The organism is Nocardia sp. CA-119907, from assembly GCF_050955995.1.
Taxonomy (GTDB): Bacteria; Actinomycetota; Actinomycetes; order Mycobacteriales; family Mycobacteriaceae; genus Nocardia.
Window position 1 is genome coordinate 7,541,558 of the sequence record NZ_CP192091.1, and the last position, 21,392, is coordinate 7,562,949.

21 protein-coding genes and 1 tRNA gene are annotated in these 21,392 nt (G+C 66.3%); 11 read left to right on the forward strand and 11 right to left on the reverse strand.

Annotated elements, in window-relative coordinates:
* Nucleotides 1–16: 16 nt before the first annotated feature.
* A tRNA-Asn gene (locus ACQP2D_RS33820) sits at nucleotides 17–89 on the reverse strand.
* 216 nt (nucleotides 90–305) lie between these two features.
* On the opposite strand from ACQP2D_RS33820, the gene ACQP2D_RS33825 reads away from it, so the two are divergent.
* A complete protein-coding gene (locus ACQP2D_RS33825) occupies nucleotides 306–551 on the forward strand; it encodes a hypothetical protein (protein WP_433679984.1) in 246 nt (81 codons plus the stop codon).
* A gap of 626 nt (nucleotides 552–1,177) precedes the next feature.
* Here the strand turns inward: ACQP2D_RS33825 and dnaG are convergent.
* The 3 genes from dnaG to ACQP2D_RS33840 form a co-directional block, all read right to left on the reverse strand.
* Nucleotides 1,178–3,103, reverse strand: a complete 1,926-nt coding sequence (dnaG, locus tag ACQP2D_RS33830; protein ID WP_433679985.1) for a DNA primase — start codon at nucleotides 3,101–3,103, stop codon at nucleotides 1,178–1,180.
* 67 nt (nucleotides 3,104–3,170) lie between these two features.
* Entirely contained in the window at nucleotides 3,171–4,433 is a 1,263-nt protein-coding gene (locus ACQP2D_RS33835) for a deoxyguanosinetriphosphate triphosphohydrolase (protein ID WP_433679986.1), read from the reverse strand.
* 6 nt (nucleotides 4,434–4,439) lie between these two features.
* The gene (locus ACQP2D_RS33840) at nucleotides 4,440–5,123 is read right to left on the reverse strand and encodes a YdcF family protein (RefSeq protein ID WP_433679987.1); all 684 of its coding nucleotides are present in this window, start codon (nucleotides 5,121–5,123) and stop codon (nucleotides 4,440–4,442) included.
* A gap of 173 nt (nucleotides 5,124–5,296) precedes the next feature.
* Here ACQP2D_RS33840 and ACQP2D_RS33845 point away from each other — a divergent pair, with 173 nt between their 5' ends.
* Nucleotides 5,297–6,175, forward strand: coding sequence for an NAD(P)-dependent oxidoreductase (locus tag ACQP2D_RS33845; RefSeq protein WP_433679988.1), 879 nt, complete (start codon nucleotides 5,297–5,299; stop codon nucleotides 6,173–6,175).
* Between the two features lie 9 nt (nucleotides 6,176–6,184).
* On the opposite strand, the gene ACQP2D_RS33850 is transcribed toward ACQP2D_RS33845, so the two are convergent.
* Nucleotides 6,185–6,859, reverse strand: a complete 675-nt coding sequence (locus ACQP2D_RS33850; RefSeq protein WP_433679989.1) for an MBL fold metallo-hydrolase — start codon at nucleotides 6,857–6,859, stop codon at nucleotides 6,185–6,187.
* 31 nt (nucleotides 6,860–6,890) lie between these two features.
* Here ACQP2D_RS33850 and ACQP2D_RS33855 point away from each other — a divergent pair, with 31 nt between their 5' ends.
* On the forward strand, nucleotides 6,891–8,873 hold the full coding sequence (locus ACQP2D_RS33855; protein ID WP_433679990.1) for a TPM domain-containing protein: 1,983 nt from the start codon (nucleotides 6,891–6,893) through the stop codon (nucleotides 8,871–8,873).
* 44 nt (nucleotides 8,874–8,917) lie between these two features.
* Entirely contained in the window at nucleotides 8,918–9,736 is an 819-nt protein-coding gene (locus ACQP2D_RS33860; protein ID WP_433679991.1) for a MerR family transcriptional regulator, read from the forward strand.
* Nucleotides 9,737–10,017: 281 nt separating this feature from the next.
* Here the strand turns inward: ACQP2D_RS33860 and ACQP2D_RS33865 are convergent, their stop codons facing one another.
* Nucleotides 10,018–11,469: a molybdopterin-dependent oxidoreductase gene (locus tag ACQP2D_RS33865; RefSeq protein WP_433679992.1), complete on the reverse strand. Its 1,452-nt coding sequence runs from the start codon at nucleotides 11,467–11,469 to the stop codon at nucleotides 10,018–10,020.
* A 95-nt stretch (nucleotides 11,470–11,564) separates the two neighbouring features.
* Nucleotides 11,565–11,981, reverse strand: coding sequence for a MarR family winged helix-turn-helix transcriptional regulator (locus ACQP2D_RS33870; RefSeq protein WP_433679993.1), 417 nt, complete (start codon nucleotides 11,979–11,981; stop codon nucleotides 11,565–11,567).
* Nucleotides 11,982–12,035: 54 nt separating this feature from the next.
* On the opposite strand from ACQP2D_RS33870, the gene ACQP2D_RS33875 reads away from it, so the two are divergent.
* Entirely contained in the window at nucleotides 12,036–12,431 is a 396-nt protein-coding gene (locus tag ACQP2D_RS33875; protein ID WP_354955961.1) for a PPOX class F420-dependent oxidoreductase, read from the forward strand.
* 22 nt (nucleotides 12,432–12,453) lie between these two features.
* Here the strand turns inward: ACQP2D_RS33875 and ACQP2D_RS33880 are convergent, their stop codons facing one another.
* Entirely contained in the window at nucleotides 12,454–13,722 is a 1,269-nt protein-coding gene (locus ACQP2D_RS33880) for a phthiocerol/phthiodiolone dimycocerosyl transferase family protein (RefSeq protein ID WP_433679994.1), read from the reverse strand.
* Between the two features lie 72 nt (nucleotides 13,723–13,794).
* On the opposite strand from ACQP2D_RS33880, the gene ACQP2D_RS33885 reads away from it, so the two are divergent.
* Nucleotides 13,795–14,421: a TenA family protein gene (locus ACQP2D_RS33885; RefSeq protein WP_433679996.1), complete on the forward strand. Its 627-nt coding sequence runs from the start codon at nucleotides 13,795–13,797 to the stop codon at nucleotides 14,419–14,421.
* A 2-nt stretch (nucleotides 14,422–14,423) separates the two neighbouring features.
* Here the strand turns inward: ACQP2D_RS33885 and ACQP2D_RS33890 are convergent, their stop codons facing one another.
* Nucleotides 14,424–15,344 (reverse strand): NADP-dependent oxidoreductase, encoded by a 921-nt coding sequence (locus ACQP2D_RS33890; RefSeq protein WP_433679997.1) that lies wholly within the window; start codon nucleotides 15,342–15,344, stop codon nucleotides 14,424–14,426.
* Between the two features lie 156 nt (nucleotides 15,345–15,500).
* Between ACQP2D_RS33890 and ACQP2D_RS33895 the strand changes: the two genes are divergently transcribed.
* The gene (locus ACQP2D_RS33895; RefSeq protein ID WP_433679998.1) at nucleotides 15,501–16,226 is read left to right on the forward strand and encodes a DUF899 domain-containing protein; all 726 of its coding nucleotides are present in this window, start codon (nucleotides 15,501–15,503) and stop codon (nucleotides 16,224–16,226) included.
* A gap of 26 nt (nucleotides 16,227–16,252) precedes the next feature.
* Nucleotides 16,253–16,654, forward strand: coding sequence for a DUF1707 domain-containing protein (locus ACQP2D_RS33900; protein ID WP_433679999.1), 402 nt, complete (start codon nucleotides 16,253–16,255; stop codon nucleotides 16,652–16,654).
* Nucleotides 16,655–16,824: 170 nt separating this feature from the next.
* Here the strand turns inward: ACQP2D_RS33900 and ACQP2D_RS33905 are convergent, their stop codons facing one another.
* Nucleotides 16,825–18,216 carry a glycine--tRNA ligase gene (locus ACQP2D_RS33905; protein WP_433680000.1) on the reverse strand — a complete coding sequence of 464 codons (1,392 nt, stop codon included), beginning with the start codon at nucleotides 18,214–18,216 and terminating at the stop codon, nucleotides 16,825–16,827.
* A gap of 228 nt (nucleotides 18,217–18,444) precedes the next feature.
* Here ACQP2D_RS33905 and ACQP2D_RS33910 point away from each other — a divergent pair, with 228 nt between their 5' ends.
* The 3 genes from ACQP2D_RS33910 (at nucleotide 18,445) to ACQP2D_RS33920 (ending at nucleotide 20,303) form a co-directional block, all read left to right on the forward strand.
* Nucleotides 18,445–18,795, forward strand: a complete 351-nt coding sequence (locus ACQP2D_RS33910) for an ArsR/SmtB family transcription factor (RefSeq protein WP_354955947.1) — start codon at nucleotides 18,445–18,447, stop codon at nucleotides 18,793–18,795.
* Nucleotides 18,796–18,797: 2 nt separating this feature from the next.
* A complete protein-coding gene (locus tag ACQP2D_RS33915; RefSeq protein WP_433680001.1) occupies nucleotides 18,798–19,232 on the forward strand; it encodes a Fur family transcriptional regulator in 435 nt (144 codons plus the stop codon).
* Between the two features lie 111 nt (nucleotides 19,233–19,343).
* On the forward strand, nucleotides 19,344–20,303 hold the full coding sequence (locus ACQP2D_RS33920) for a hypothetical protein (protein WP_433680003.1): 960 nt from the start codon (nucleotides 19,344–19,346) through the stop codon (nucleotides 20,301–20,303).
* Between the two features lie 84 nt (nucleotides 20,304–20,387).
* On the opposite strand, the gene ACQP2D_RS33925 is transcribed toward ACQP2D_RS33920, so the two are convergent.
* The gene (locus ACQP2D_RS33925; protein WP_433680004.1) at nucleotides 20,388–21,365 is read right to left on the reverse strand and encodes a hypothetical protein; all 978 of its coding nucleotides are present in this window, start codon (nucleotides 21,363–21,365) and stop codon (nucleotides 20,388–20,390) included.
* Between the last annotated feature and the right edge of the window lie 27 nt (nucleotides 21,366–21,392).

Genomic DNA, 21,392 nt, shown 5'->3' on the forward strand with positions numbered 1-21,392 from the left:
CAGGGGCCGTTTAATGCTCCCCCATCTGGACTCGAACCAGAAACCTGCCGATTAACAGTCGGCTGCTCTGCCAATTGAGCTATAGGGGATTATCCTGGGTGGCTCGTCCGTACTGGGCGGGCCGAGGAGAAACTTTAGCGTATCGGCTGGCGGGTTCCCAAATCGCGTCTCTACCTGGAGACATGTGAGGGTGTCGGCGTGTCTGGGGGTGGCGCGCGGTGGGGTGGATCCGGATCGACAGGCGTACCGGGCGTCGGGCAGGATGGTAGCCGCGCGCACAGGTACTTCGGGAGGAGCTCTACGAGATGCTGCGGTTGATCATCGGCGTTGCGGCCGGTTACGTGCTCGGGACGAAGGCCGGGCGGGGTCGCTATGAGCAGATCAGTGCCGCTACCCGTGCGGTGACCGGGAGTCCGGTGACACGCAAGCTGGTGCTCGTCGGCAGGCAGAAGCTGTCGGACAAGCTCAGCACCCGGGCGAAGTTGGAGCCGATGGTGCCGTTGGATGAGCGGACCACGATTCTGGTGCCGCAGGATCAGCTGCGTCGCTGAGTTCGCGTAGTCGGACCGGAACACCTGCCGATCAGCCGTCGGCTGTCGTGGACGATCAGCATGGACGTCGGTGGCGTGCATCTAAGTCCTGCCACACTGCCGGTCCGTGCCACACCGCGATATCCCCCGTATCGCCCGGTCACTGCCACACCGCCGGTCCGTGTTACACCGCGACATCCCCCGTATCCCCGTATCGCCCGATCACTGCCGCCACTGAGTTCATGCCACACCCGCCATACCGCCAGGTCAGTCCCTCACAGTGCTGCTGGGTCGCTGTGGCCTACCTGACGAATTCCGGCGCGGTTGCCGAATCAACGTTGGCCGGGTACTGGGTTTCGGCCCCGAGACCAGTCGACAACCGCAGGTGCTCGCGCGGTACCGGTCGAGCGCCGGATTCGCCCGAATGCTCGGGCAGACATTGGGCGCGCACTCGTCACCGCCGATTCGGTGGATTCGGCTGCCGCAGCATCTGCGAGCCGGACATTGCCACGACACAAACCCGAATCCGCCGAAAACACCCAAGGTCAGTAACGAGATCGCCGCAACAGCGGTAGGACCGGGTCAACGAACCGCCACCAGGTCAACCAAACGCCGCACCAGCGCTGGTACCGCACAGCAGTAGTTACTCAGCCAGCCGCGAAATCGTCGTGATTGCCCATCGCCTGGGTCAGGAGACTTTTCCGGTACTGCTCCAGCGCAACGAGATCACCGAACAGCGCCATGTAGGCCTCGGCCTGCTCAGTTGAGGACACCCGCTGCAGCTTCGACTTCAGTTCGGCGATCTGACGGCCGACCCAGGCTTCCTGGACGCGGGCCAGGACGCCGGTGACGAAACGGGGAATGTCGTTGGCGGACTTGACCGGCATCTGTTCGCCGGACAGTTCGGAGACCAGCGCGCGCATGGTCAGGTCATCGGTGCCGTCGGAAACGGCGTTGACCCACTCCGCACCGCCGAGTCCGGACGCGGTGCCACCTGCGTCGGCGATCAAGGCGCGGACGGCCGCGTAGGCCGGATGGGTGAAGGCCTCGGTTTCGATCGAGTCGAAGACCGCGCCCGCCATTGCCGGGTATTGCAGTGCCGCGCCGAGTGCCTGCCGTTGCGGCAGCAGCGTCGGGTCGTTCGGGTTGGGACGGGCGGCGGGGTGTTCGGCGACGACCGCACTGGGTTGTGCCGCGCTGGCAACCGAGCCACGACCGCCCGGACGCCCACCATTGCGGTGGCGTTTGGCTTCCTCGCCGACCCGGCGCACCACGGTCTGGATGTCGTCCCAGCCGACCCATCCGGACAGTTTCGTCGCGTATGCCTTGCGCAGTGCGTTGTCCTTGATCTGGGCGACCACCGGTACGGCCCGGCGCAGGGCTTCCACCTGCCCCTCGGCGGTATCCAGGTTGTGGTCGGCGAGCAGGCCGCGGATCACGAACTCGTACAACGGAGTTCGCCGGGCCACCAGATCGCGCACCGCGCCGTCGCCGGAACGCTGGCGCAGTTCGCACGGGTCCTGACCATCGGGGGCGATGGCGATGTAGGTCTGTCCGGCCAGTTTCTGGTCGCCCGCAAAGGCTTTCAGGGCCGCCGCCTGTCCGGCCGCGTCACCGTCGAAGGTGTAGATGATTTCGCCGCGCCAGAAGTTGTCGTCCATGAGCAGGCGGCGCAGCAGTGCGAGGTGCTCGTCGCCGAAGGCGGTGCCGCAGGAGGCGACGGCGGTCTTCACCCCGGCCAGGTGCATGGCCATCACGTCGGTGTAGCCCTCGACCACCACCGCCTGGTGGCCCCTGGCGATCTCGCGCTTGGCGTGGTCCAGGCCGAAGAGCACCTGAGACTTCTTGTACAGCAACGTTTCCGGCGTATTGATGTATTTGCCGGGCATGGTGTCGTCGTCGAAGAGTTTGCGTGCGCCGAAGCCGATGACGTCGCCGCCGAGATTGCGGATCGGCCAGAGCAGCCGCCGATGGAACCGGTCGATCGGGCCGCGCTGGCCCTGCTTCGACAGCCCGGCCGCCTCCAGCTCCTTGACGTCGAAACCCTTGCGCAGCAGATGTTTGGTGAGCGTATCCCAGCCCGCGGGGGCGTAGCCGCAGCCGAACTGCTGGGCGGCATTGCCGTCGAAGTTGCGGTCGGTCAGATACTTGCGCGCCACCTCGGCCTCGGGCTCGCGCAGTTTGGCCATGTAGAACTCGTGCGCGGCGGCGTTGGCGGCGACCAGCCTGGCCCGGGTGCCACGATCGCGCTGCACCGAGGTGCCGCCGCCCTCGTAGTTGATCTGATAGCCGATCCGGTCGGCCAGCTGCTCGACGGCCTCGACGAAGCCGATGTGCTCGACCTTCTGCAGGAAGGCGAAGACATCGCCGCCCTCACCGCAGCCGAAGCAGTGGTACAGGCCGTGGTTGGGCCGCACATGGAACGACGGCGACTTCTCGTCGTGGAACGGGCACAGGCCCCGCATGGAGTCCGCGCCCGCGCGCTTCAGGGCGACGTACTCCCCCACCACATCCTCGATCCGGACGCGTTCGCGTATTGCCGCGATATCGCGATCAGGGAGTCGTCCGGCCACGGCGGTCAGTCTAGGCTAGTCCGGCCTCGACACGCCCAGCGGCTGGTCACGCGTCTGAACCAGCGGGCTATTCGGCCAGCGACCGCGATATGCGTTCGAGCCGACTCTCGGTATACGACGCGATCTGGTCGACGATCACCCGGACCCGCGCGGTGTCGTCGGTCGCGGCATGCCACCACGGCAGCAGCAGCGGATCCACACCGTGCGGTGCCGTCGCCAGCAGCCGGTTCGCGACCATCAGAATCCGCTCGCGCTGCACCGCTTGGCGCTGTTTGTGATCCGAATCGGACATGACATAGCGGAGCGCGACCGTCTTGAGCATCGCCACCTCGGCGGCGACGATCGGCGGAATCTCCAGGTCGGCGGCATATCGGGACAGTGCGCGTACCCCGGCGACCGCCCGGGTCGCCATGATCGCGGCGGTGGCGAAGCGGCCGACCAGTTCACTCGTGAGGTGCTTCAACGCAACCGAACTGGCGAGGGTTCCGTCATACGACGCGGCTTGGGATACCACCGGCAGTTCGGAGAGCCGCTGGGCGGCGCCGACGAGGTCGTCCACCGAAAGCGACGGGTGCTGACCGTGTCCGAGCTCGGCGAGGGCAGTCTGTTCCGCGGGATCGGCGAGGGCCCGCAATTCGATGCGCCCCGCGATCACACCGTCCTCGACATCGTGCACCGAATACGCGACATCGTCGGACCAGTCCATGATCTGGCATTCGAGACTCTTACGCCCGTCCGGCGCATTCTTGCGCACCCATTCCAGGCGGTCCAGGTCGATATCGTAGGCACCGAACTTGGTGCCCGAACCTGTTCTGCCCCAAGGGTATTTGATGGCCGCGTCGAGAGCGGCGCGGGTCAGATTCAAACCCGCGCTGGTCCCGTCCGCATCCACAACCTTCGGTTCCAGCCGGGTGAGGATGCGCAGATTCTGCGCATTGCCCTCGAATCCGCCGAACGCGTCGGCGAAGTTGTCGAGGGCCTTCTCACCATTGTGGCCATAGGGCGGGTGGCCGATATCGTGCGCCAATCCGGCCAGATCGACCAGATCCGGATCGCAGCCGAGACCGTCGGCGATACTGCGCCCGATCTGCGCCACTTCGATCGAATGGGTCAGGCGGGTGCGCGGGGTGTCACCGTCGCGTGGCCCCATGACCTGGGTTTTGTCGGCGAGTCTGCGCAGGGCCGCGGAATGCAGCACCCGAGCGCGGTCGCGGGCGAATTCGGTGCGGTGACCGGTTTCGAATTCACTGCGCGGCGGGCCGAGTCCGGCGGTCTTGGCGCCCTCGACCACCATGCGCTCGCGGTCGTGCTCCGTATAGCGATGACCCATCTGATCTCACTGCCCCGCTGAGTATTTGAAGTCCGACGAGAAGTGGGTGAGTTGATACCAGAGCAAAGCGCCGGTCTCCCTGGCGATTCCGTGTGCCTGCGACTCCCTGGTGTAGACGGCGGGACCGGTGCGCGTGGGTGCGGTCCATGCGTCCAGTCCGGCGTCGCGGGCCATGGTTCTGGTGCGCAGCGAATGCCATGGATCGCTGACCAGCACCGCCGACGACATCTCTCGGGCGCTCATGGCCGTCGCGACCGCCTCGATGCTGCGCAGTGTGTCCGAACCCGTTTCGACCGCGAGAATCCGGTCGGCGGGTATCCCCCGCTCCTCCAAATAGTTCTTGCCGGAGGCGGCCTCGGTGTACAGATCACCCTGCTGCTTACCGCCCACCGTGATCACCGTGGGCGCGACACCGGCCTTGAACAGTTTGTAGGCCTGGTCGAGTCGCGCCTCGAAAACCGTTGACGGTGTGCCGGAGTATTGCGCGGCGCCGAGTACCACGATCGCATCGGCCTTGGCGTAGTCGTCGATGCGCGCCACCTGCCACACCCGGAATGCGGTGCCGCCGACCAGCACCGCGCCCATCAAGATCGCGCCCGTGACCAGCCGTCGAGCCCAGCGCAGTAGTCCGCCTCCGGCAGCGCGCGGCGGGGCGGATCCAGGAGCCGAGGCCAGGGACGCCGAATTCACCTCACCAAGTTTGCCAGGTCATCAGCCGCGAGTACGTCACCGACAGATACCGACTGTCCGCGCTTACCTTTTGGTAAGTACTGGATCTATTTGTAAGTACTTGTCCTTTGTACAGTGCGAGTCGAGAATGGATTCCGGCGCCGGACCCTTCGAAAACGTTCAGGAGTGAATAGATGACGACATCGGTGACCGTCCTCGGGCTCGGCGCGATGGGACAGGCGCTTGCGACAGCTTTCGTACGCGCCGGACATCCGACAACGGTCTGGAATCGCAGCGCGGGCCGGGACGCGGAACTGGTTGCGGCAGGGGCGAAGTCGCTGCGGACCGTCGCCGAAGCGGTGGCCGCGAGCGACCTCGTGGTGGTGTGCCTGCTCGACCACCGCTCCGTGCACGAGGTGCTGGGTCCGGTGGCCGACATCCTGGCCGACCGTGCACTGCTGAATCTGACCAGCACCGATCCACGCGGCTCGCGCGAACTGGCCGAATGGGCCGCGAGTCACGGCATCGACTTCCTCGATGGCGGCATCATGGCCACCCCGCCGATGATCGGGCAGCCCGGCTCGTCGCTGCTGTACAGCGGCTCACGATCGGTCTTCGACACCCACCGCGCCACTCTCGAATCACTGGGCAGCGCCGAGTATTTCGGCGCGGATGCCGGGCAGGCCGCACTCGTCGACTTCGCCCTGCTCGCCGGGATGTACACCATGTTCGCGGGCTTCTACCACGGCGCCGCCATGGTCCGCACGATCGGCATGTCGGCCGAGGACTTCGGGCACCGGGCATCGGGCTGGCTGGCCGCGATGACCGGATCGTTGCCGAGGGCCGGAGCCACCATCGACTCCGGCGACTACTCGAAACCGTTCCAGCCCTTGGATTTCACCAAGGCCGCCCTGGACGCCATCGTTTCGGCCAGTCGCGACGCGGGCGTCGACCTGGACGTCATCGGCGCGATCAAGAATCTCGTCGATCGCCAGGTCGCCGACGGATACGGCGCGCAGAGCAGCGAGCGGATGTTCGAGAGCCTGCATCCGCGCGGTGACCGGGCGGCCTGAGGCCTCGGCCTACCAGCCGCGTTCCCGCCACTCGTCCAGGTGCGGACGTTCGGTGCCGAGCGTGGTGTCGTCACCGTGACCCGGATAGACGATGGCGTCGTCGGGATAGCGGTCGAAGATCTTCGTCGTGACATCGGTGTAGAGCGAGGTGAAATCCTCCGGGTTGGTGGTGCGGCCGACTCCGCCCGGAAACAGCGAGTCACCGGTGAACAGGTGCACGCCCGGGCCGTCGACGAGTGCGAGGGCGACCGAGCCGGGAGTGTGTCCGCGCAAGTGGATCACCTCGAAGGCCAGCTCGCCGATCTCGATCAGATCGCCGTCGGCGAGCAATCGGTCGGGGCGCACCGGGAGAGGTTCGGCGTCGAGCGGATGTGCGGCGGTCGGCGCGCCGGTGGCCGCGGTGACCTTTTCCAGGGCCCACCAGTGATCCCGATGCTGGTGGGTGGTGACGACCAGGGCGACGCGGTCCGGCGTTTCCTGGTTGATGAGTTCGATAATGCGGTCGGGTTCATTGGCGGCGTCGATGAGCAGTGCGGCCCCGGTCGCACCGCACTGCACTAGATAACAATTGTTGTCCATTCCACCGACGGACATTTTGATGATGCGGGCACCGGTGACGTCCCGCTGTTGCGGATTCGATCCAGGGGACACGTGACCGGTGTACGGCAGGTCGATCGTGATCACGGGATCGATGCTAGCCAGCTAGATTCATCCCATGCCGTTGTTAGCGCCGATTCGTCCGATCCGCCGGGCCGCCTCGGTGGTAATGAGCGTGGCGTTCCTGTGGGTCGCGCTGGTCGCGGGCCCGGTCGGCGCGGATCCGCCGCTGCGGATGGGGCCGTATGTTCTCGACTCGGCCGAGGTGCTCGATCCGGGACAGCTCGATCGGGTGTCGGCGGCGGTCGATGACCTGTACGCCGATCATCAGCTGCGGCTCTGGGTTGTCTATGTGCGCGATTTCAATGGGATGAGGCCGCCGGAATGGGCCGACCGCACGGCGACGCTGTCCGGATTCGGCGCACGTGATGTGTTGCTGGCGGTCGCGACGCAGGATCGGGCGTATTCGTTCCATGGCGAATTGCCGAGCGGTGTCAGCGATTCCGAGCTGGACGCGGTACTGACGCGCGATGTGGAGCCCGCGCTACGCGACGGCCGATGGGCGGACGCCGGGGTCGCGATGGCGGATGGGTTGGATTCGGCGATGCGCAGCGGTCGCATCAGTGGATGGACACTGCTGATCGTCGCGGTGGTGATCGGGGTCGTCGTCGGTGGCCTGGTGCTGTACTCGCGCAAGCGGCGCGGCGACCGCAGACGTGCCGAATTGGCGGCGGCACGGCAGCTGGACCCGGACAATTCCACCGCGCTCGCAGCCTTATCACTGGAGGCGCTCCAGGCCAGATCGAAGGAGGTGCTGGTGGAGATCGACAATGCGGTGCGGACCAGTGCCGAGGAGTTGGAGCTGGCCACCGGCGAATTCGGCGCGACCGCGGTCACCCCGTTCAGCACCGCCCTTGCGACTGCGAAAACCGCTGCCGCCAGGGCATTCTCGATCCGGCAGCAGCTGGATGACGATATTCCCGAGACACCGGATCAGCAGCGCACCATGCTGGTCGACTTGATCGGTACGGTCGGGCGGGCCGATCGGGAACTCGACAGTCGAGTGGCCGAATTCGATGCGATGCGGGATCTGCTCATCAATGCGGCCACTCGATTGGACGGGCTGACCAGGGATCTGGTCGAGTTGACCGGTCGCGTGCCGAATTCGGAGACCGAGCTCACCCGGCTCACCACCGCTTATCCGGCCAGTGTGCTCGCGCCCGTGCGGGATAACGTGACCATGGCGCGGGAGCGAATCGCCTTCGCGGAACAGAATATCGATGCGGGCCGCGATGCCGTTGGCCAACCGGTCGGCAAGCAGGGCGGTGCGGTTGCGGCGATCCGGGCCGCGGAAGGTGCGATCGGACAGGCGCGTACGTTGTTGGACGCCGTCGACAATGCGGCGACGAATATCCAGCAGGCGACCGATGGGCTGCCCGCCGCACTGGCGGAACTGCGCGCGGATATCGTCGGCGCGAAGGCGCTCGCGGGCTATGGCGGAGCCGATCTGCAAGCGGCCATCACCGCGGCGGAGGCGGCCCTGACCAGCGCCACCGCGACCGCGACGAGTGATCCGCTCGACGCCTTCCACACCGCGGTGGCAGCCGATAACGCACTCGACCTCGCCAATGCGGCGGCCACCGACCGCAAACTCGCCGCCGAGGAGCTGCGGCGCAGACTCGACCGGGCGCTCGCCGATGCCAGCGCGCGGATCGGCGCGGCATTCGACTACATCACCACCCGACGCGGCGGCATCGACGCGCAGGCGCGCACCCGATTGTCCGAGGCACAGCGCAACCTCGATGCGGCACAGCAGCTTTCCGCCACGGATCCGACCCGGGCCCTGGCCAGCGCCCAAGCCGCCGCGGATCTGGGCGGTCGCGCACTACGGGAAGCGCAGTCCAGCGTGCGGGCCTGGGAGAGCAGCCAGCCGCCGTCGGGGACGGCGCAGGCGGGTGCGGTACTCGGCGGAATCCTGATCGAGGGACTGCTCCGGGGCGCGGGTGCCGCCGCCCGGCAACGGTCCGGCAGCGGCTACACCCCGGGGTCGTACGGCGGCTCCAGCGGATCCCGCCGTATCAGCCGGGGTGGTCGCTTCTGAGCCTTGACCCTGACACCGTGTGAGGCCATAGACCGGGAGCCGTCATGTTCAGTATCGGAGACTTCGCCAGACACGGACGGGTATCGGTGCGGATGCTGCGTCACTACGACGCGATCGGGCTACTGCGGCCCGACCGCGTCGACGCCGCCACCGGTTATCGCTACTACCAGGGCGGCCAGCTCGCTCGGCTCAATCGCATTGTCGCGCTGAAGGATCTGGGCTTCACCCTGGAACAGGTGGGCCGGATCCTCGACGACAGGGTCGGCACCGCGGAACTGCGCGGCATGCTCGCGCTGCGCCGCGCGGAGCTGGAGCAGCGGATCACCGGCGACCGCGCCCGGCTGGTCCAGGTCGAGACGAGGCTCCGCATTATCGAGAAGGAGGGCGCCATGCCCGCCAATGATGTGGTCATCAAGTCCATTCCGGCCGTGCGGGTCGCCGAATTGACCTGTGTCGCCAGCGATTTCGAGCCGCAGACGATCGGCCCGGTGGTCGGGCCATTGTTCGAGCAGCTGTGCGCCCGGCTGGCACAGGCGAGCATCGATATCGTCGGTCCCGGGATCGCCTACTACGAGGAGCAGCCGGACGGTTCGGTGAACGTGCACGCCGCCATGCCGGTCAATGTCGAACCCGCCGCCGGCCACGAATTCACGATCGTCGACCTGCCCGCGGTGTCGCAGGCAGCGACGGTGGTGCACCGCGGCAGCATGGACGAGGTCCTGGAACCGTGGCAGTCCCTCGGCAAATGGATCGACGCCAACGGATACCGCTCCGCCGGCCCCGCACGCGAGGTGACCCTCGAGTTCACCGAGGACCCGAGCGGCTGGGTCACCGAACTCCAGGAGCCCATCCACACCGCCTGACCAGCCCGCACTCGCGCACCCTATGCCAGCATGTGATCTCGACACAGGTGCGGGTGCCCACCCCGTGTGCGGATACGGCGCGATCCAGCGCAGCGCCGCGATCCGAGCCGCGCGTCGGTCCAACACAGCGCCGCAGTCCGACACGGCCTGGCAGGCCAACGCGGGGCACCGGCGCAACACGATTGCGACAGCCCAACGCCGCGCGATTCAACGAGAGGCTGGTCCAATACGGCCGCGGTCCAGCACAGCGCCGCGGCAGCGCGGCGAGGACGCTCGGGCGGTCAGATCTTGATGGTGACAGTGTGGAAGCCGGAGGGGCCGGCGGGGAAGGGTGAGCGTGCAGTGCCGTCCTGAACCTCGCCCGAGCGGCTGATGGCGCGGGCCTGCAAGGTGTGTTCGCCTGCGGGCAGGTCGACCGTGGTGCGCCAGCGACGCCATGCGGCGGGGGCGGTTTCGGTGCCGAGGTCGACCGGGCGCCAGTCGCCCTCGTCGATGCGCAGTTCCACGCCGTCGACGCCGTGCGGTGGCGCCCAGGCGACACCGGCGACGCTGGTGGTGCCCGCCGCCGCGCGGCCGGGTGCGGTCACGTCGATGCGCGCCTGTGGCGTCACCCACATCGGCTCCGATGGCCAGCCACGCTTCCACCAGTAGTCGATGTGGCTGTCATCGGTGAGTTCCAGTTCCGCAAGCCATTTCGCGCCGGTGTACTGGCCGTAGAGGCCGGGCACGGAGACGCGGGCCGGGAAGCCGTGCTCTGGGGCGAGCGGCGCACCGTTCACCCCGATCACCACATATCCGGGCCACTCGCCGGAGCGCAGCGGTTCGACCGGCAGCGAGATGGTGTAACCGTCGACGGCCCTGGTGACCAGTCGGGTCGCCCCGGTTTCCGGGATGGCATGTTCGAGCACCTTCGCCAGTGGCACCCCGTACCAGCGGCCATTGCCCGCGCGACGGTCGCCGGGACGGTTGTGCACGCACACCATGACGGCGTCGAATTCGACCGCGTCCGCGGCCAATTCGGACAGCGACAGCCGCAGTGGATGCGCGACCTTACCGGTGACCGCCAGCCGCCAGCGGGCCGGATCGATGCGCGGCGGACTCAGATTGACATCGGCGACATAGAAACTCCGGTTCGCGGTGATCAGCGACGACAGTCCGGGCTCATCCTCCAACCCGTCCTGCGGCACCACCGAGATGCCACCCATCGGGCCGACGCGATTGATTGCTTCGTGCTGCCTACGGTCGTAATCGCGATTCAGCGCCCGCGCCGCCGCCAATAGTCCGGCACCGGCCCCCGCCGACACCAGCGTCCCGAACAGCCCACGGGACCGCCCGCGCAGCCCGATGCCGAGCACACCGGCGGCCGCCGCCGCACCCGCGACCGTGGCGGGCGATCGGGTCGGTCGACGCAAACCCAGTGCGGCAGCAGTGGCACCGAAGGCGGCGACCGCGGGCGTACGCGCGCGATCCGACAGCGCCCCGAGCCCGACCGTCGCGGCAACCGCACCGGCCCCGACGCCGATCCGCGTCACGACCTTGTCGTGCTTACCCGATAGCGCGACCGTTGTCTCGACCACCGGCACGGGCGCGGTATCGGTCATGAGCCGGCCGATGGCATCGATCAGCGAATCGCCGCGAGTCGCGGCGATCAACTCGCCGACTCCCAGCGCCGCGATACCGATCGCCGCGGCCGCGAGCCCACCCCCGCGTTCCCGGTCTCCGTTGGTCCGCACCGTCCGAACACCCGCTTTCGTCGATCACCAGCCGCGCCATCAGCATTCCCTACGAACCTACCGATCCGGCGTGCGCATTCCTATGCCGACCGGCATTACTGCTGCAGTGCCTCGGTGAAGCGGGTCAACAACTTCCGCAACTGTTCGCGCTCCTTGGCGGTGAACGCATCCGCTACTCGGCGTTCGATGGCCGCGGCCTTCGCATCCGCCTTGGCGAAGGCCTTGCGGCCCGCCGGAGTCAGCCTGGTTTCCAGCACACCGCGGTGCCAGGGATGCGGCGTCCGCTCCACCAGTCCGCGCTCCTGCAAATTCTTGAGCACAACCGTCATCGCTTGCGGCGTAACCAGACACGCGCGCGCCAACGCGGCCGCGGAGACGCCCGGATTGTCCGATAATGCATAGAGTGCGGCGTACTGCGGGACCGTAAGCGGTTTGACCGCCTCATGTTTGACGGCCATCAGCTCCTGTTCGGCACGCTTGACGTCCAGACCGAGCCGCTCGTGCGCGGGCATTTCCATGAGTGTCAATGATAGGACATCTATCAAAGCTTTGATAATATTAAAGGTATGGACAATCCCGTGATTCCCGAGAGCCACGCCGATCTACTATCGCGGCCGCTGTTCGCCCACCTCGCCACGCTCAACCCCGACGGCACCCCACAGGTGACTCCGGTGTGGCAGGTCTGGGACGGCGGGCGGCTGCGCTTCACCACCACCATCGATCGGCGTAAGGCCGTCAATACCAAGCAGAATCCCGATGTCGCGGTGAGCATCAACGACCCGGACAAGCCCTATCGCTACCTCGAGGTCCGCGGTGTCATCGAGGCCATCGAGCCCGATCCGAACGGCGAATTCTTCGATGTGCTCGCCCGCCGCTACGACCTGCCCTATGAGCGCCCCGTCGCCGACCACCAGCGCCGTGTCGTGATGGTGATGCGACCGACGCACGCCACCTTCCAATAGCGCGGCGAAAGCCGCCGCGCCCTCAGGAGTTGACGGCTTGCTCCGCGAGCGCGGTCAACTCGTCGCGCACCGCGGTCACGAGCCGGTCACCATCACCGCCGCCGAGGACGCCGACGGTGAGTCGGCCTTCGAAGGTGTAGACGAGAAAGGTGACCGCCGCGGCAGCCCCCGCGGAAGGACGCGGATGCGCCGAGACGTAGACGATCTCGTAATCGGTCAGCGCGATGGTCGCCGGGGTCCGGAAGGTGGGGACGGCACCGGTATTGGTGACGGCGACGTGCCCGGCGAGGGAGTGGATCCTGGTGGAGCCGTAGTAATTGGGGAAGTGCAGGACCGACTGTTGGACGATGCCCTCGGCCAGGTCGCGTCGCAGCCGGTACGAAATGCGCTCGGCCAGTTCGAGAATGTCGGCGGAGCGGTCGACCTGGGCGGCGAAGGACGCCAGGCCCGCCATATTGGTGCCCTCGGCGCGCGGGACCGGTGGCTCGAGGCGGGTGCGCAGGTCGACCGGATACAGGCAGCCGAGCGGAACCGGATCCCCGGTGGCCCCGGCCTTTTCCGAGGCGAAGGCACGCAGCAGGGCCGCGGTGACCAATCCGTTGACCGTCACCCCCGGAACCCGCCCGCGGCCGATGATGCGCGCGGTCGCCTGTTCGTCCAGGATGATGCGCCGGGGTCGGACCATCGATGCCGGCGCGGGGATGGCGGGCGCGGGCGGTACGACCGCGACCTCCAGTGGCCGGGTCACATCCTCGAATCCGGAGACCGAACCGCGGGCGATGCCGCGCGCGGCCACATGCCATTCCAGCGATTGCGGGTAGTCGTGCGGCACGACCGTCGTCGTACCGAATTCGACGTAATCGGTGTAGAAGTCCCATAGCCGAGAGAGCAATTCGACGCAGTGGCCCGCATCGGCGATGCTGTGGTGGACGAATAACGTGACGCGCGACCGGCCCCGCTCGGAGAGCACGACATCCAGGTACGCGAGCTGTCCGGCCGGATCGATCGAATCCGGAATCCGGACCACATCCGGATCGCCCAGACTCGCCGTCATACCGACCACCGGCCGTTCGCCCGGCCGCAGCAGATAGCCCCGGCCCGTGCTGTCCTCCGAGATCCGGCAGGTCACCACCGGATAGGCGCGCTGTAGCGCGGTGAAGGCCGCCCCCAACACTGTCGTATCGAGATCACCGACAACCGTGACGGATCGTCCCGTGTAGGTCCCCGCGCGCACGAAACGTTGTTCCGAGGCACCCAACACCCGCACCAATTCCTCCTCATCCCGCGACACATCGCCCAGCGTGCGACAACAGCAGACCGGGGCGCAAACCAGAACTCACTCCGACTGAGAGAGACTGCCCACATGAGTCCCGCGGCACACATCAGTCTTACGGCACATCTGCAGGAGCTGGGCTTTCCGCTGGTGGAAAGTCAGCTGCAGCACCCGACAGTGGTGGGCATCGCCACCGGCCGGCTGCCCGAGCCGGTGTTCCGATCCTGGCTCGAACAGGACTATCTGTTCCTGCTGGACTACGTCCGGGTGTTCGCCCGCCTGGCCTGGCAAGCGCCCGCGCACCACCTCGGCGATCTGGTGGACCTCGCGCACGCCACCTACCACGAGGAGCTGTCGCTGCACCGCTCGCTGGCCGCCGAATTCGGCGCGGACCTCGACGGTGCGACGAAGGGTGCGCCGTGCGCGGCCTACACCGCGTTCCTGCTGGAGTCGGCCGCGTCCTATGCCGACGGACTCGCCGCGCTGTACCCGTGCATGTGGGGATACTCGACGCTCGGCGCCATTCTCGCCGAGAACCCGCCGTCGGAACCCCGGTACCGGCGCTGGGTCGACACCTACGCCGATCCGGGTTTCGCCGCGCTGACCCGCCGCTGCGGGCAGATGCTCGATGAGGCGGGCGGCGATCCAGCGCGCGCGGAGCAACTCTTCCTACAGGGGATGCGCCACGAATACGACTTCTGGGACGTACCGCTGTGACGTCAGGGGTGCAACACGATCTTGCCGCGGGTGTGCCGCTGCTCCAGCTCGCGATAGGCCTCTTGGACCTTGTCGAGCGGGTAGACGGCGGCAATGGGCACCTCGACCGTGCCCGCGGCCGCCAACTCGGCGAGTTCGGCCAGCACATCGATGGTGCCCGCCGCGGCATTGCCCTCGGTCTTCACCCCGTACTTCTCGGCGGCCGCAAAGTTGATGATGGTGTCGATGCGTTCGACCGGCACGCCGAGTTCGACTGCTAGCTCGACATAGTCGGCTCCGAAGGTGTCGATGAACGCGTCGACGCCATCGGGGGCGGCCGCGCGGATCCGGTCGATCAGCCCTGGGCCATAGGCCACGGGGATCGCCCCGACCTTGCGCAACCAGTCGTGGTTGGCCTCGCTCGCGATGCCGAGAGCCGTTGCGCCCCTGACCCGCAGGAGTTGCACCGCGATCGAGCCGACACCGCCCGCGGCGCCGGCGACCACGACCGTATCGCCCTGTCCCGCGGCCACCGCGCGCACCGCGGCGAAAGCCGTTGTGCCAGCGACATAGAGCGCGCCCGCGACATCCCAGTCCAGCCCCGCGGGTTTCGGCGTGACCTGCTCGGCGGGCACCACCACGTGGGTGGCGTGGCTGGCCCGCTCGTCGGTGAAACCGAGCACCTCGTCGCCGATCGTGACCCCGCCGACACCGGACCCGATATCTACGACGCGACCCGCGAAATCGGTACCCTCTCCGGACGGAAATGTCGCGGGCCAGCGCTCGTGCAGCGCGCCCGACCGGATAAGGGCCTCCCCTGGATTGATCCCCGCTGCGACGACCTCGACGACCACCCGTCCCGGGCCCGCCTTCGGCGTCGGTACCTCGACTACCTGGAGTTCTTCGATTCCGCCATAATGATCGAACTTCACAGCTCTAGCCATGTCCGGCTCCCGCCTAGTAGGTGACATACGGCACATCGACCGTCAACGGAGTAACCGCAGGAGAAAATTCCATGCCCTTCGCACCGGACCGATGATTTCCGCGCGGCCGCCCGGTCTACCTACGTGGAACGGTCTCACCGAAACTAGGAGATGATCATGAATCGTCCGGCCGTTGTTTCCCGCGAGGAATGGTTGACCGCCCGCAAGAGCCTGCTGGCCGAGGAGAAGGAGCTCACCCATCGCATGGACGCGCTGGCCGAGAAGCGCCGCGCGCTGCCGATGGTTGCGATCGAAAAGAAGTACGTCTTCGAGGGTCCGGCGGGCGAGGTCGAGTTGGCCGACCTGTTCGAGAAGCGCCGCCAGCTGATCGTCTACCACATGATGTGGCGCTGGGATCTGGACGCGGGCTGTCCGAGCTGCGCCATGTTCCTCGACAACGTAGGGCATCTGGCCCATCTGCACGCCCAGGACACCAGTTTCGCGGTGGTCTCCCGCGGGCCGTGGGAGACGCTGAACCGGTACCGGGAACGCATGGGGTGGACGTTCCCGACGTACTCCTCGTTCGGCGGCGACTTCAATTACGACTTCCACGTCACCCAGGACGAATCCGTCACACCCGTGGAATACAACTACCGCACCAAGGCCGAACTCGAGGCGGCGGGCCAGAGCTACTTCACCGACGGCGAACAGCCGGGCACCAGCGTGTTCTGGCGCGATGACGATGGTTCGGTATTCCACACCTATTCGTCCTATGCCCGGGGCGGCGACATCCATATCGGCACCCACAATTTCCTGGACCTCACCCCGCTGGGCAGGCAGAAGCATGTCGGCGAGGCGGTGCACCATGATCGCTACGACAGCCCCGAATCGCACTGCCACTGAAGGCATCAGGCCCTAAGCTGACACCCGTGGGTGAGGAAAGGCTGCGGGCATCGGACGCAGACCGCGAGAAAATCGCCGAACAATTGCGGATGGCGATGAACGACGGCCGGTTGTCGCTGCACGAATACGACGATCGACTGAAACAGGTCTACGCCGCGAAGACCTATGGCGAGCTGAGTCCGCTGCTATCGGATCTGCCCGTGCCACGGAAACCGGCGACGGTGACACAGCGGGTGCCGCAGTGGGTCATCATCATGTGGATTCCGTGGGCCGCGGTGAATGCGCTGTGCCTCACGATCTGGGTGGCGACCGGCGCGGGGTACTTCTGGCCGTTCTGGGTGGCGGTGCCGTGGGGATGCGCGCTGCTGATCCCGACCGCGATCGGGATGATCGTCCAGTCGAGTCAACGGAAGCCCGATAGTCGCTGAATTCACTTGCGGCGCAGGTAGTCCGGCGGGCCGATCACCGCATACGCCTCGGACGCCGTCAGCCGGTTGTGCTCGAAATCCACTGAATGATCATGGATTCGGCCCCCGGGGTCATTGACCTGCGAAAACGCCCGGCCGCAGCGCGACCGGGCGTTAATCGTTTACCTAACTCAGGCGCCGATGAGATGTTGCGCCAGGTAGCCCTCCACCTTGTCCAGCGCGATCCGCTCCTGCGCCATGGAATCGCGCTCGCGGACGGTGACCGCCTGATCCTCGAGGGTGTCGAAGTCGACGGTGATGCAGAACGGCGTGCCGATCTCGTCCTGACGGCGATAGCGACGGCCGATGGCGCCCGCATCATCGAATTCGACATTCCAGTTCTTACGCAACTGCGCGGCGAGATCCTTCGCCTTCGGCGTCAGATCCGCATTGCGCGACAGCGGCAGTACGGCCGCCTTCACCGGCGCGAGCCGGCGATCCAGCCGCAGGCTGATCCGCTCCTCCATCACACCCTTGGCATTGGGCGCCTGATCGACGGTGTACGCGTCGACCAGGAATGCCATCAGCGAGCGGGTCAGACCGGCCGCGGGTTCGATGACATATGGGGTGTAGCGCTCATTGGTGGTCTGGTCGAAGTAGGTCAGGTCGGTGCCGGAGTGCTCCGAATGCGTCTTCAGATCGAAGTCGGTGCGGTTGGCGATGCCCTCCAGCTCACCCCACTCATTGCCCTGGAAGCCGAAGCGGTACTCGATATCGGTGGTGCCCGCCGAGTAGTGCGACAGCTTGTCCTTCGGGTGCTCGAACAGCCGCAGGTTCTCCGGATCGATGCCGAGGTCGGTGTACCAGGACAGCCGAGTGTCGATCCAGTACTTGTACCACTCCGCATCCTCGCCCGGCTTGACGAAGTACTCCATCTCCATCTGCTCGAACTCGCGGGTGCGGAAGATGAAGTTGCCCGGGGTGATCTCGTTGCGGAAGCTCTTGCCGATCTGCGCGATACCGAACGGCGGCTTCTTGCGCGCGGTGGTCATCACATTGGCGAAGTTGACGAAGATGCCCTGCGCGGTCTCGGGACGCAGGTAGTGCAGACCTTCTTCGGCTTCGATCGGGCCGAGGTAGGTCTTGAGCATCATGTTGAAATCGCGCGGCTCGGTCCAGCGGCCGACGGTGCCGCAGTCGGGGCACGCCACCAGCTCCATCGAGACGGAGTCCGGGTCGTCGATCTTGTGCTTGAGCGCGTAGGCCTCCTGCAGGTGGTCCTGCCGGTGCCGATGGTGACAGTTCAGGCATTCGACCAGCGGGTCGTTGAATACGCCGACGTGGCCCGAGGCGACCCACACCTGACGTGGCAGGATCACCGACGAGTCGAGGCCGACGACATCCTCGCGGCTGGTGACCATCGACCGCCACCACTGCTTCTTGATGTTCTCCTTGAGTTCGACACCCAGCGGACCGTAGTCCCACGCCGATTTGGTGCCTCCGTAGATCTCACCACACGGGTACACCAGACCCCGGCGCTTGGCGAGGTTGGCAACGGTGTCCACCTTCGACTTGGGTGCCACTCGAGAATTCTCCATCCACTACGAATCGGGTTGGGTATAGCGCAGTCAATACACTGCACTAAAGATGCCCTCCAGCCTATCGGCACCCGCCAATCGGTTTTGCACCGCACACGCCTACCGGCCCCCGGTGTCCGACGCACCACTCGAATCGACACTCCATGGCGCGCGTTTGACATGCGCACCTGTGCATATCAAAATGGGAATGCTTTCCATTAAGGAGTTGGTTCGATGACCGCCGAGACCGCTACCGCCCATCCGCACAACCCGTACCGGTCCCCCGCACCGGCGCCGGTGCCCTCGCGGACCGTCCTGGAGGACGCGGGCGAGCTGTTACGCGCCCTCGCCGCCCCGGTGCGCATCGCCATTGTGCTGCAGTTGCGCGAATCGCCGCGCTGCGTGCACGAACTGGTCGATGTCCTCGGCGTCACCCAACCGCTGGTCAGCCAGCACTTGCGGATTCTGAAGTCCGCGGGCGTCGTGCACGGAGAACGTTCCGGCCGCGAGGTGCTGTACGAACTCGTCGACGACCACTTGGCGCATATAGTTGTCGACGCCGTGGCGCATGCCGAGGAAGGGTGAACGTGCCAGATAAAACGGTCTTGCCGGATAAGCCGGTCGGCATCCGCAGCACCCGACAGCGCAGTGCGATCGCCGCACTATTGCGCGATATCGAGGAGTTCCGCTCCGCGCAGGAGTTGCACGACGAATTGCGCCGCCGCGGCGAGGGCATCGGATTGACCACGGTCTACCGCACCCTGCAGTCGCTGGCCGATGCCGGACTCGTCGATGTGCTGCGCACCGACACCGGAGAGTCCGTCTATCGACAGTGCTCCACCGGACACCATCACCATCTGGTGTGCCGACACTGCGGACGCACGGTGGAAGTGGAGGGCCCCACGGTGGAGGCCTGGGCCGAAACCATTGCGGGCGAGTACGGATTCACCGAGGTCAGCCACACCATGGAGATCTTCGGCACCTGCTGCGAATGCGTGAAGGCGAACCGCACCAAGATGTGATGCCGATCACCTAGTTAACGCCACCGCCCGCGAGGAAGATTTCCCTGCGCAGACAGCGCCCGGAGGTTCCGGGCGTCGCGCACTGAGATGGCATATCTTCTGGGAGGCAGCGTGCGATCATCGGTTTCTCCGTCCGGTAAACGGCGGTATTTCACCACAATTGGGGCGGCCGTACTCATCGGCAGCTCCGCCGTGCTCATGACGGCGTGCAATGACAAGGACACCAAAGCGGGACCGGCCACGACGGCCGCCGCGGAAAGCACTGTCGGCCAAGGACAACCAGGGGCACAGAACGGCCGGTCGACCATTCGGACCGTCGGCAAGTCCGGCTGGTACGAGGGTTTCGACATCACGGTGGACAAGGCGACCGTGGTGCCCGACGAATTCGGCGGGGCCAAGGTGCTGATCGACATCACCTACAAGAACACCACCCCCGACAACAAGACGATCAGCAATAACACCTACCTGCAGGTCGACAAGGAGATCGACGCCGGAGCGAGCTTCGACTCCCCCACCGTGCCCGGAAAGGGTTCGGCCACCGGCAAAGTCACCACATCGGTCAAGACACTGCATGATGCCGAGCACCTGCTCGACACCATGACGGTGGTCTACGGGCAGGCTTCGGACAATCAGACCAAGATTCCGCTGAAGGCCTCCGCCCAGGTCGAGGGCGTCGCGCCGAAAACGCTGAATGTCACCGGCAAATTGGTGCAGGATCAGACGACGATCGAAATCACCGGTGGCACACTCGCACCGAGCTACACCAAGAACGAGCGCGGCAAAATGGATCTCTCGCTGCGCATCAAGATCATCGGTGGGCCGGAGATCTCCGCGGGCGGACTGAACGTCTTCTACGACTACTTCACTGTGAAAACCCCGGACGGCCAAAGCCTTCCGGCCGATATTCGCGGGCCGATCAACGAGTTGCTCAACACCAACGAAACCATCGACAACGCAAAGAATTACGTCGTCTTCGTGGTTCCGTCCCCGGCGACCGGCAGCTACGTGGTGAGCTACGACGCCAAGAAGGGCGAGGCCGCCGCCCCGACCTTCTCCTTCACTGTCAACTGAGAACACACAATCGATCACAGGCCACCGGCTGCCGGGTTATCCGGTAGCGGTGGCCTGCGGTCGTTTTCGAGGCGCTGGTTCGGATCAGACGGCGACCGGATCGCTGGACCGGACCGGCGCTGGACCCGCGGCCGGGCGGCGTCCGCGCAGTACCCCGATGCCGAGCAGGACGAGGGCTGCGATGGACCAAATAATCAGCACCACAAGGGGTTTGGTAGCAGCGGCACCGTCGAAGAAAGCAACCGAGCGCAGCAACGAGGCGACGGCGCCGGGCGGCAGCAGCTGACCGACCGTTCCCCACGGCTGCGGCAGCTCTTCCGGGGCCGAGGTGGCGGCCGAGAACGGGTTGCCGACCAGGAGCATGGTCAGCGCGGCGATGCCGATGCCCGCGCGGCCGACCGCGGTGGCGAGCCCGACAACAGCGCCGGAGACCGCGAACGACACCAGGCCGGCGACCGCGGCCAGGGTCAGGTAGGGACCGGGCACCACCGACATCCAGGTCTGGATGATCACTATGCTCAGCAGCCCGCCCGCGATACCAAAGGTGATCAGGCCGATCGTCCTACCGCCGACCGCCGGAATCAACAGGCTGAGTAGGACACCCGCCGCAATACCGGACATAACCAGCGGCAACACCATCGCACCGAAGGCGGTACCACGCGGATCGTCGGGATCGGCGGCGACCACATCCTCGACCGGCGCGGCCTGCTCCCCGGACAACATCTGGGCGATCCCGGTGAGTTGTTGGGCCACTACCGGACTCGCGCCGGAGGCGACCAATACCCGCGGGGTGCCACCGCCGGTGATGACGGCGCCGTAGACATCGCGGTTCTCGATCGCATCGCGGGCCGCCGCTTCGTCGGCCGGGTTGGTGATTTCGAAGGCTCCCGGACAATGCTGGGCCAACTTGTCGGCGACCATCGCGGCTTGTGGGCCGCTGATGGCGATGGGCAGATCGCGTGGCGCGATATGGGCCGCTGGCCAGGCGAAGGCGATCAGCATCAATGCCTGGAGCAGGGCCGCGCCGACGCCTACGGCGAGCGCCCGCTGGGTGGTGTTCATGACGTTCTCCCGAAAATCGAATGCTCG

Excerpts from the sequence above, each read along its gene's own strand:
- ACQP2D_RS33860 (WP_433679991.1), top strand. The coding sequence starts at position 8,918 with ATGTTCAGTATCGGAGACTTCGCCAGACACGGACGGGTATCGGTGCGG.
- ACQP2D_RS33925 (WP_433680004.1), bottom strand. The coding sequence starts at position 21,365 with ATGAACACCACCCAGCGGGCGCTCGCCGTAGGCGTCGGCGCGGCCCTG.
- ACQP2D_RS33845 (WP_433679988.1), top strand. The coding sequence starts at position 5,297 with ATGACGACATCGGTGACCGTCCTCGGGCTCGGCGCGATGGGACAGGCG.
- ACQP2D_RS33825 (WP_433679984.1), top strand. The coding sequence starts at position 306 with ATGCTGCGGTTGATCATCGGCGTTGCGGCCGGTTACGTGCTCGGGACG.
- ACQP2D_RS33895 (WP_433679998.1), top strand. The coding sequence starts at position 15,501 with ATGAATCGTCCGGCCGTTGTTTCCCGCGAGGAATGGTTGACCGCCCGC.
- ACQP2D_RS33875 (WP_354955961.1), top strand. The coding sequence starts at position 12,036 with ATGGACAATCCCGTGATTCCCGAGAGCCACGCCGATCTACTATCGCGG.
- ACQP2D_RS33890 (WP_433679997.1), bottom strand. The coding sequence starts at position 15,344 with ATGGCTAGAGCTGTGAAGTTCGATCATTATGGCGGAATCGAAGAACTC.
- ACQP2D_RS33870 (WP_433679993.1), bottom strand. The coding sequence starts at position 11,981 with ATGCCCGCGCACGAGCGGCTCGGTCTGGACGTCAAGCGTGCCGAACAG.
- ACQP2D_RS33855 (WP_433679990.1), top strand. The coding sequence starts at position 6,891 with ATGCCGTTGTTAGCGCCGATTCGTCCGATCCGCCGGGCCGCCTCGGTG.
- ACQP2D_RS33885 (WP_433679996.1), top strand. The coding sequence starts at position 13,795 with ATGAGTCCCGCGGCACACATCAGTCTTACGGCACATCTGCAGGAGCTG.
- ACQP2D_RS33835 (WP_433679986.1), bottom strand. The coding sequence starts at position 4,433 with ATGGGTCATCGCTATACGGAGCACGACCGCGAGCGCATGGTGGTCGAG.
- ACQP2D_RS33910 (WP_354955947.1), top strand. The coding sequence starts at position 18,445 with ATGACCGCCGAGACCGCTACCGCCCATCCGCACAACCCGTACCGGTCC.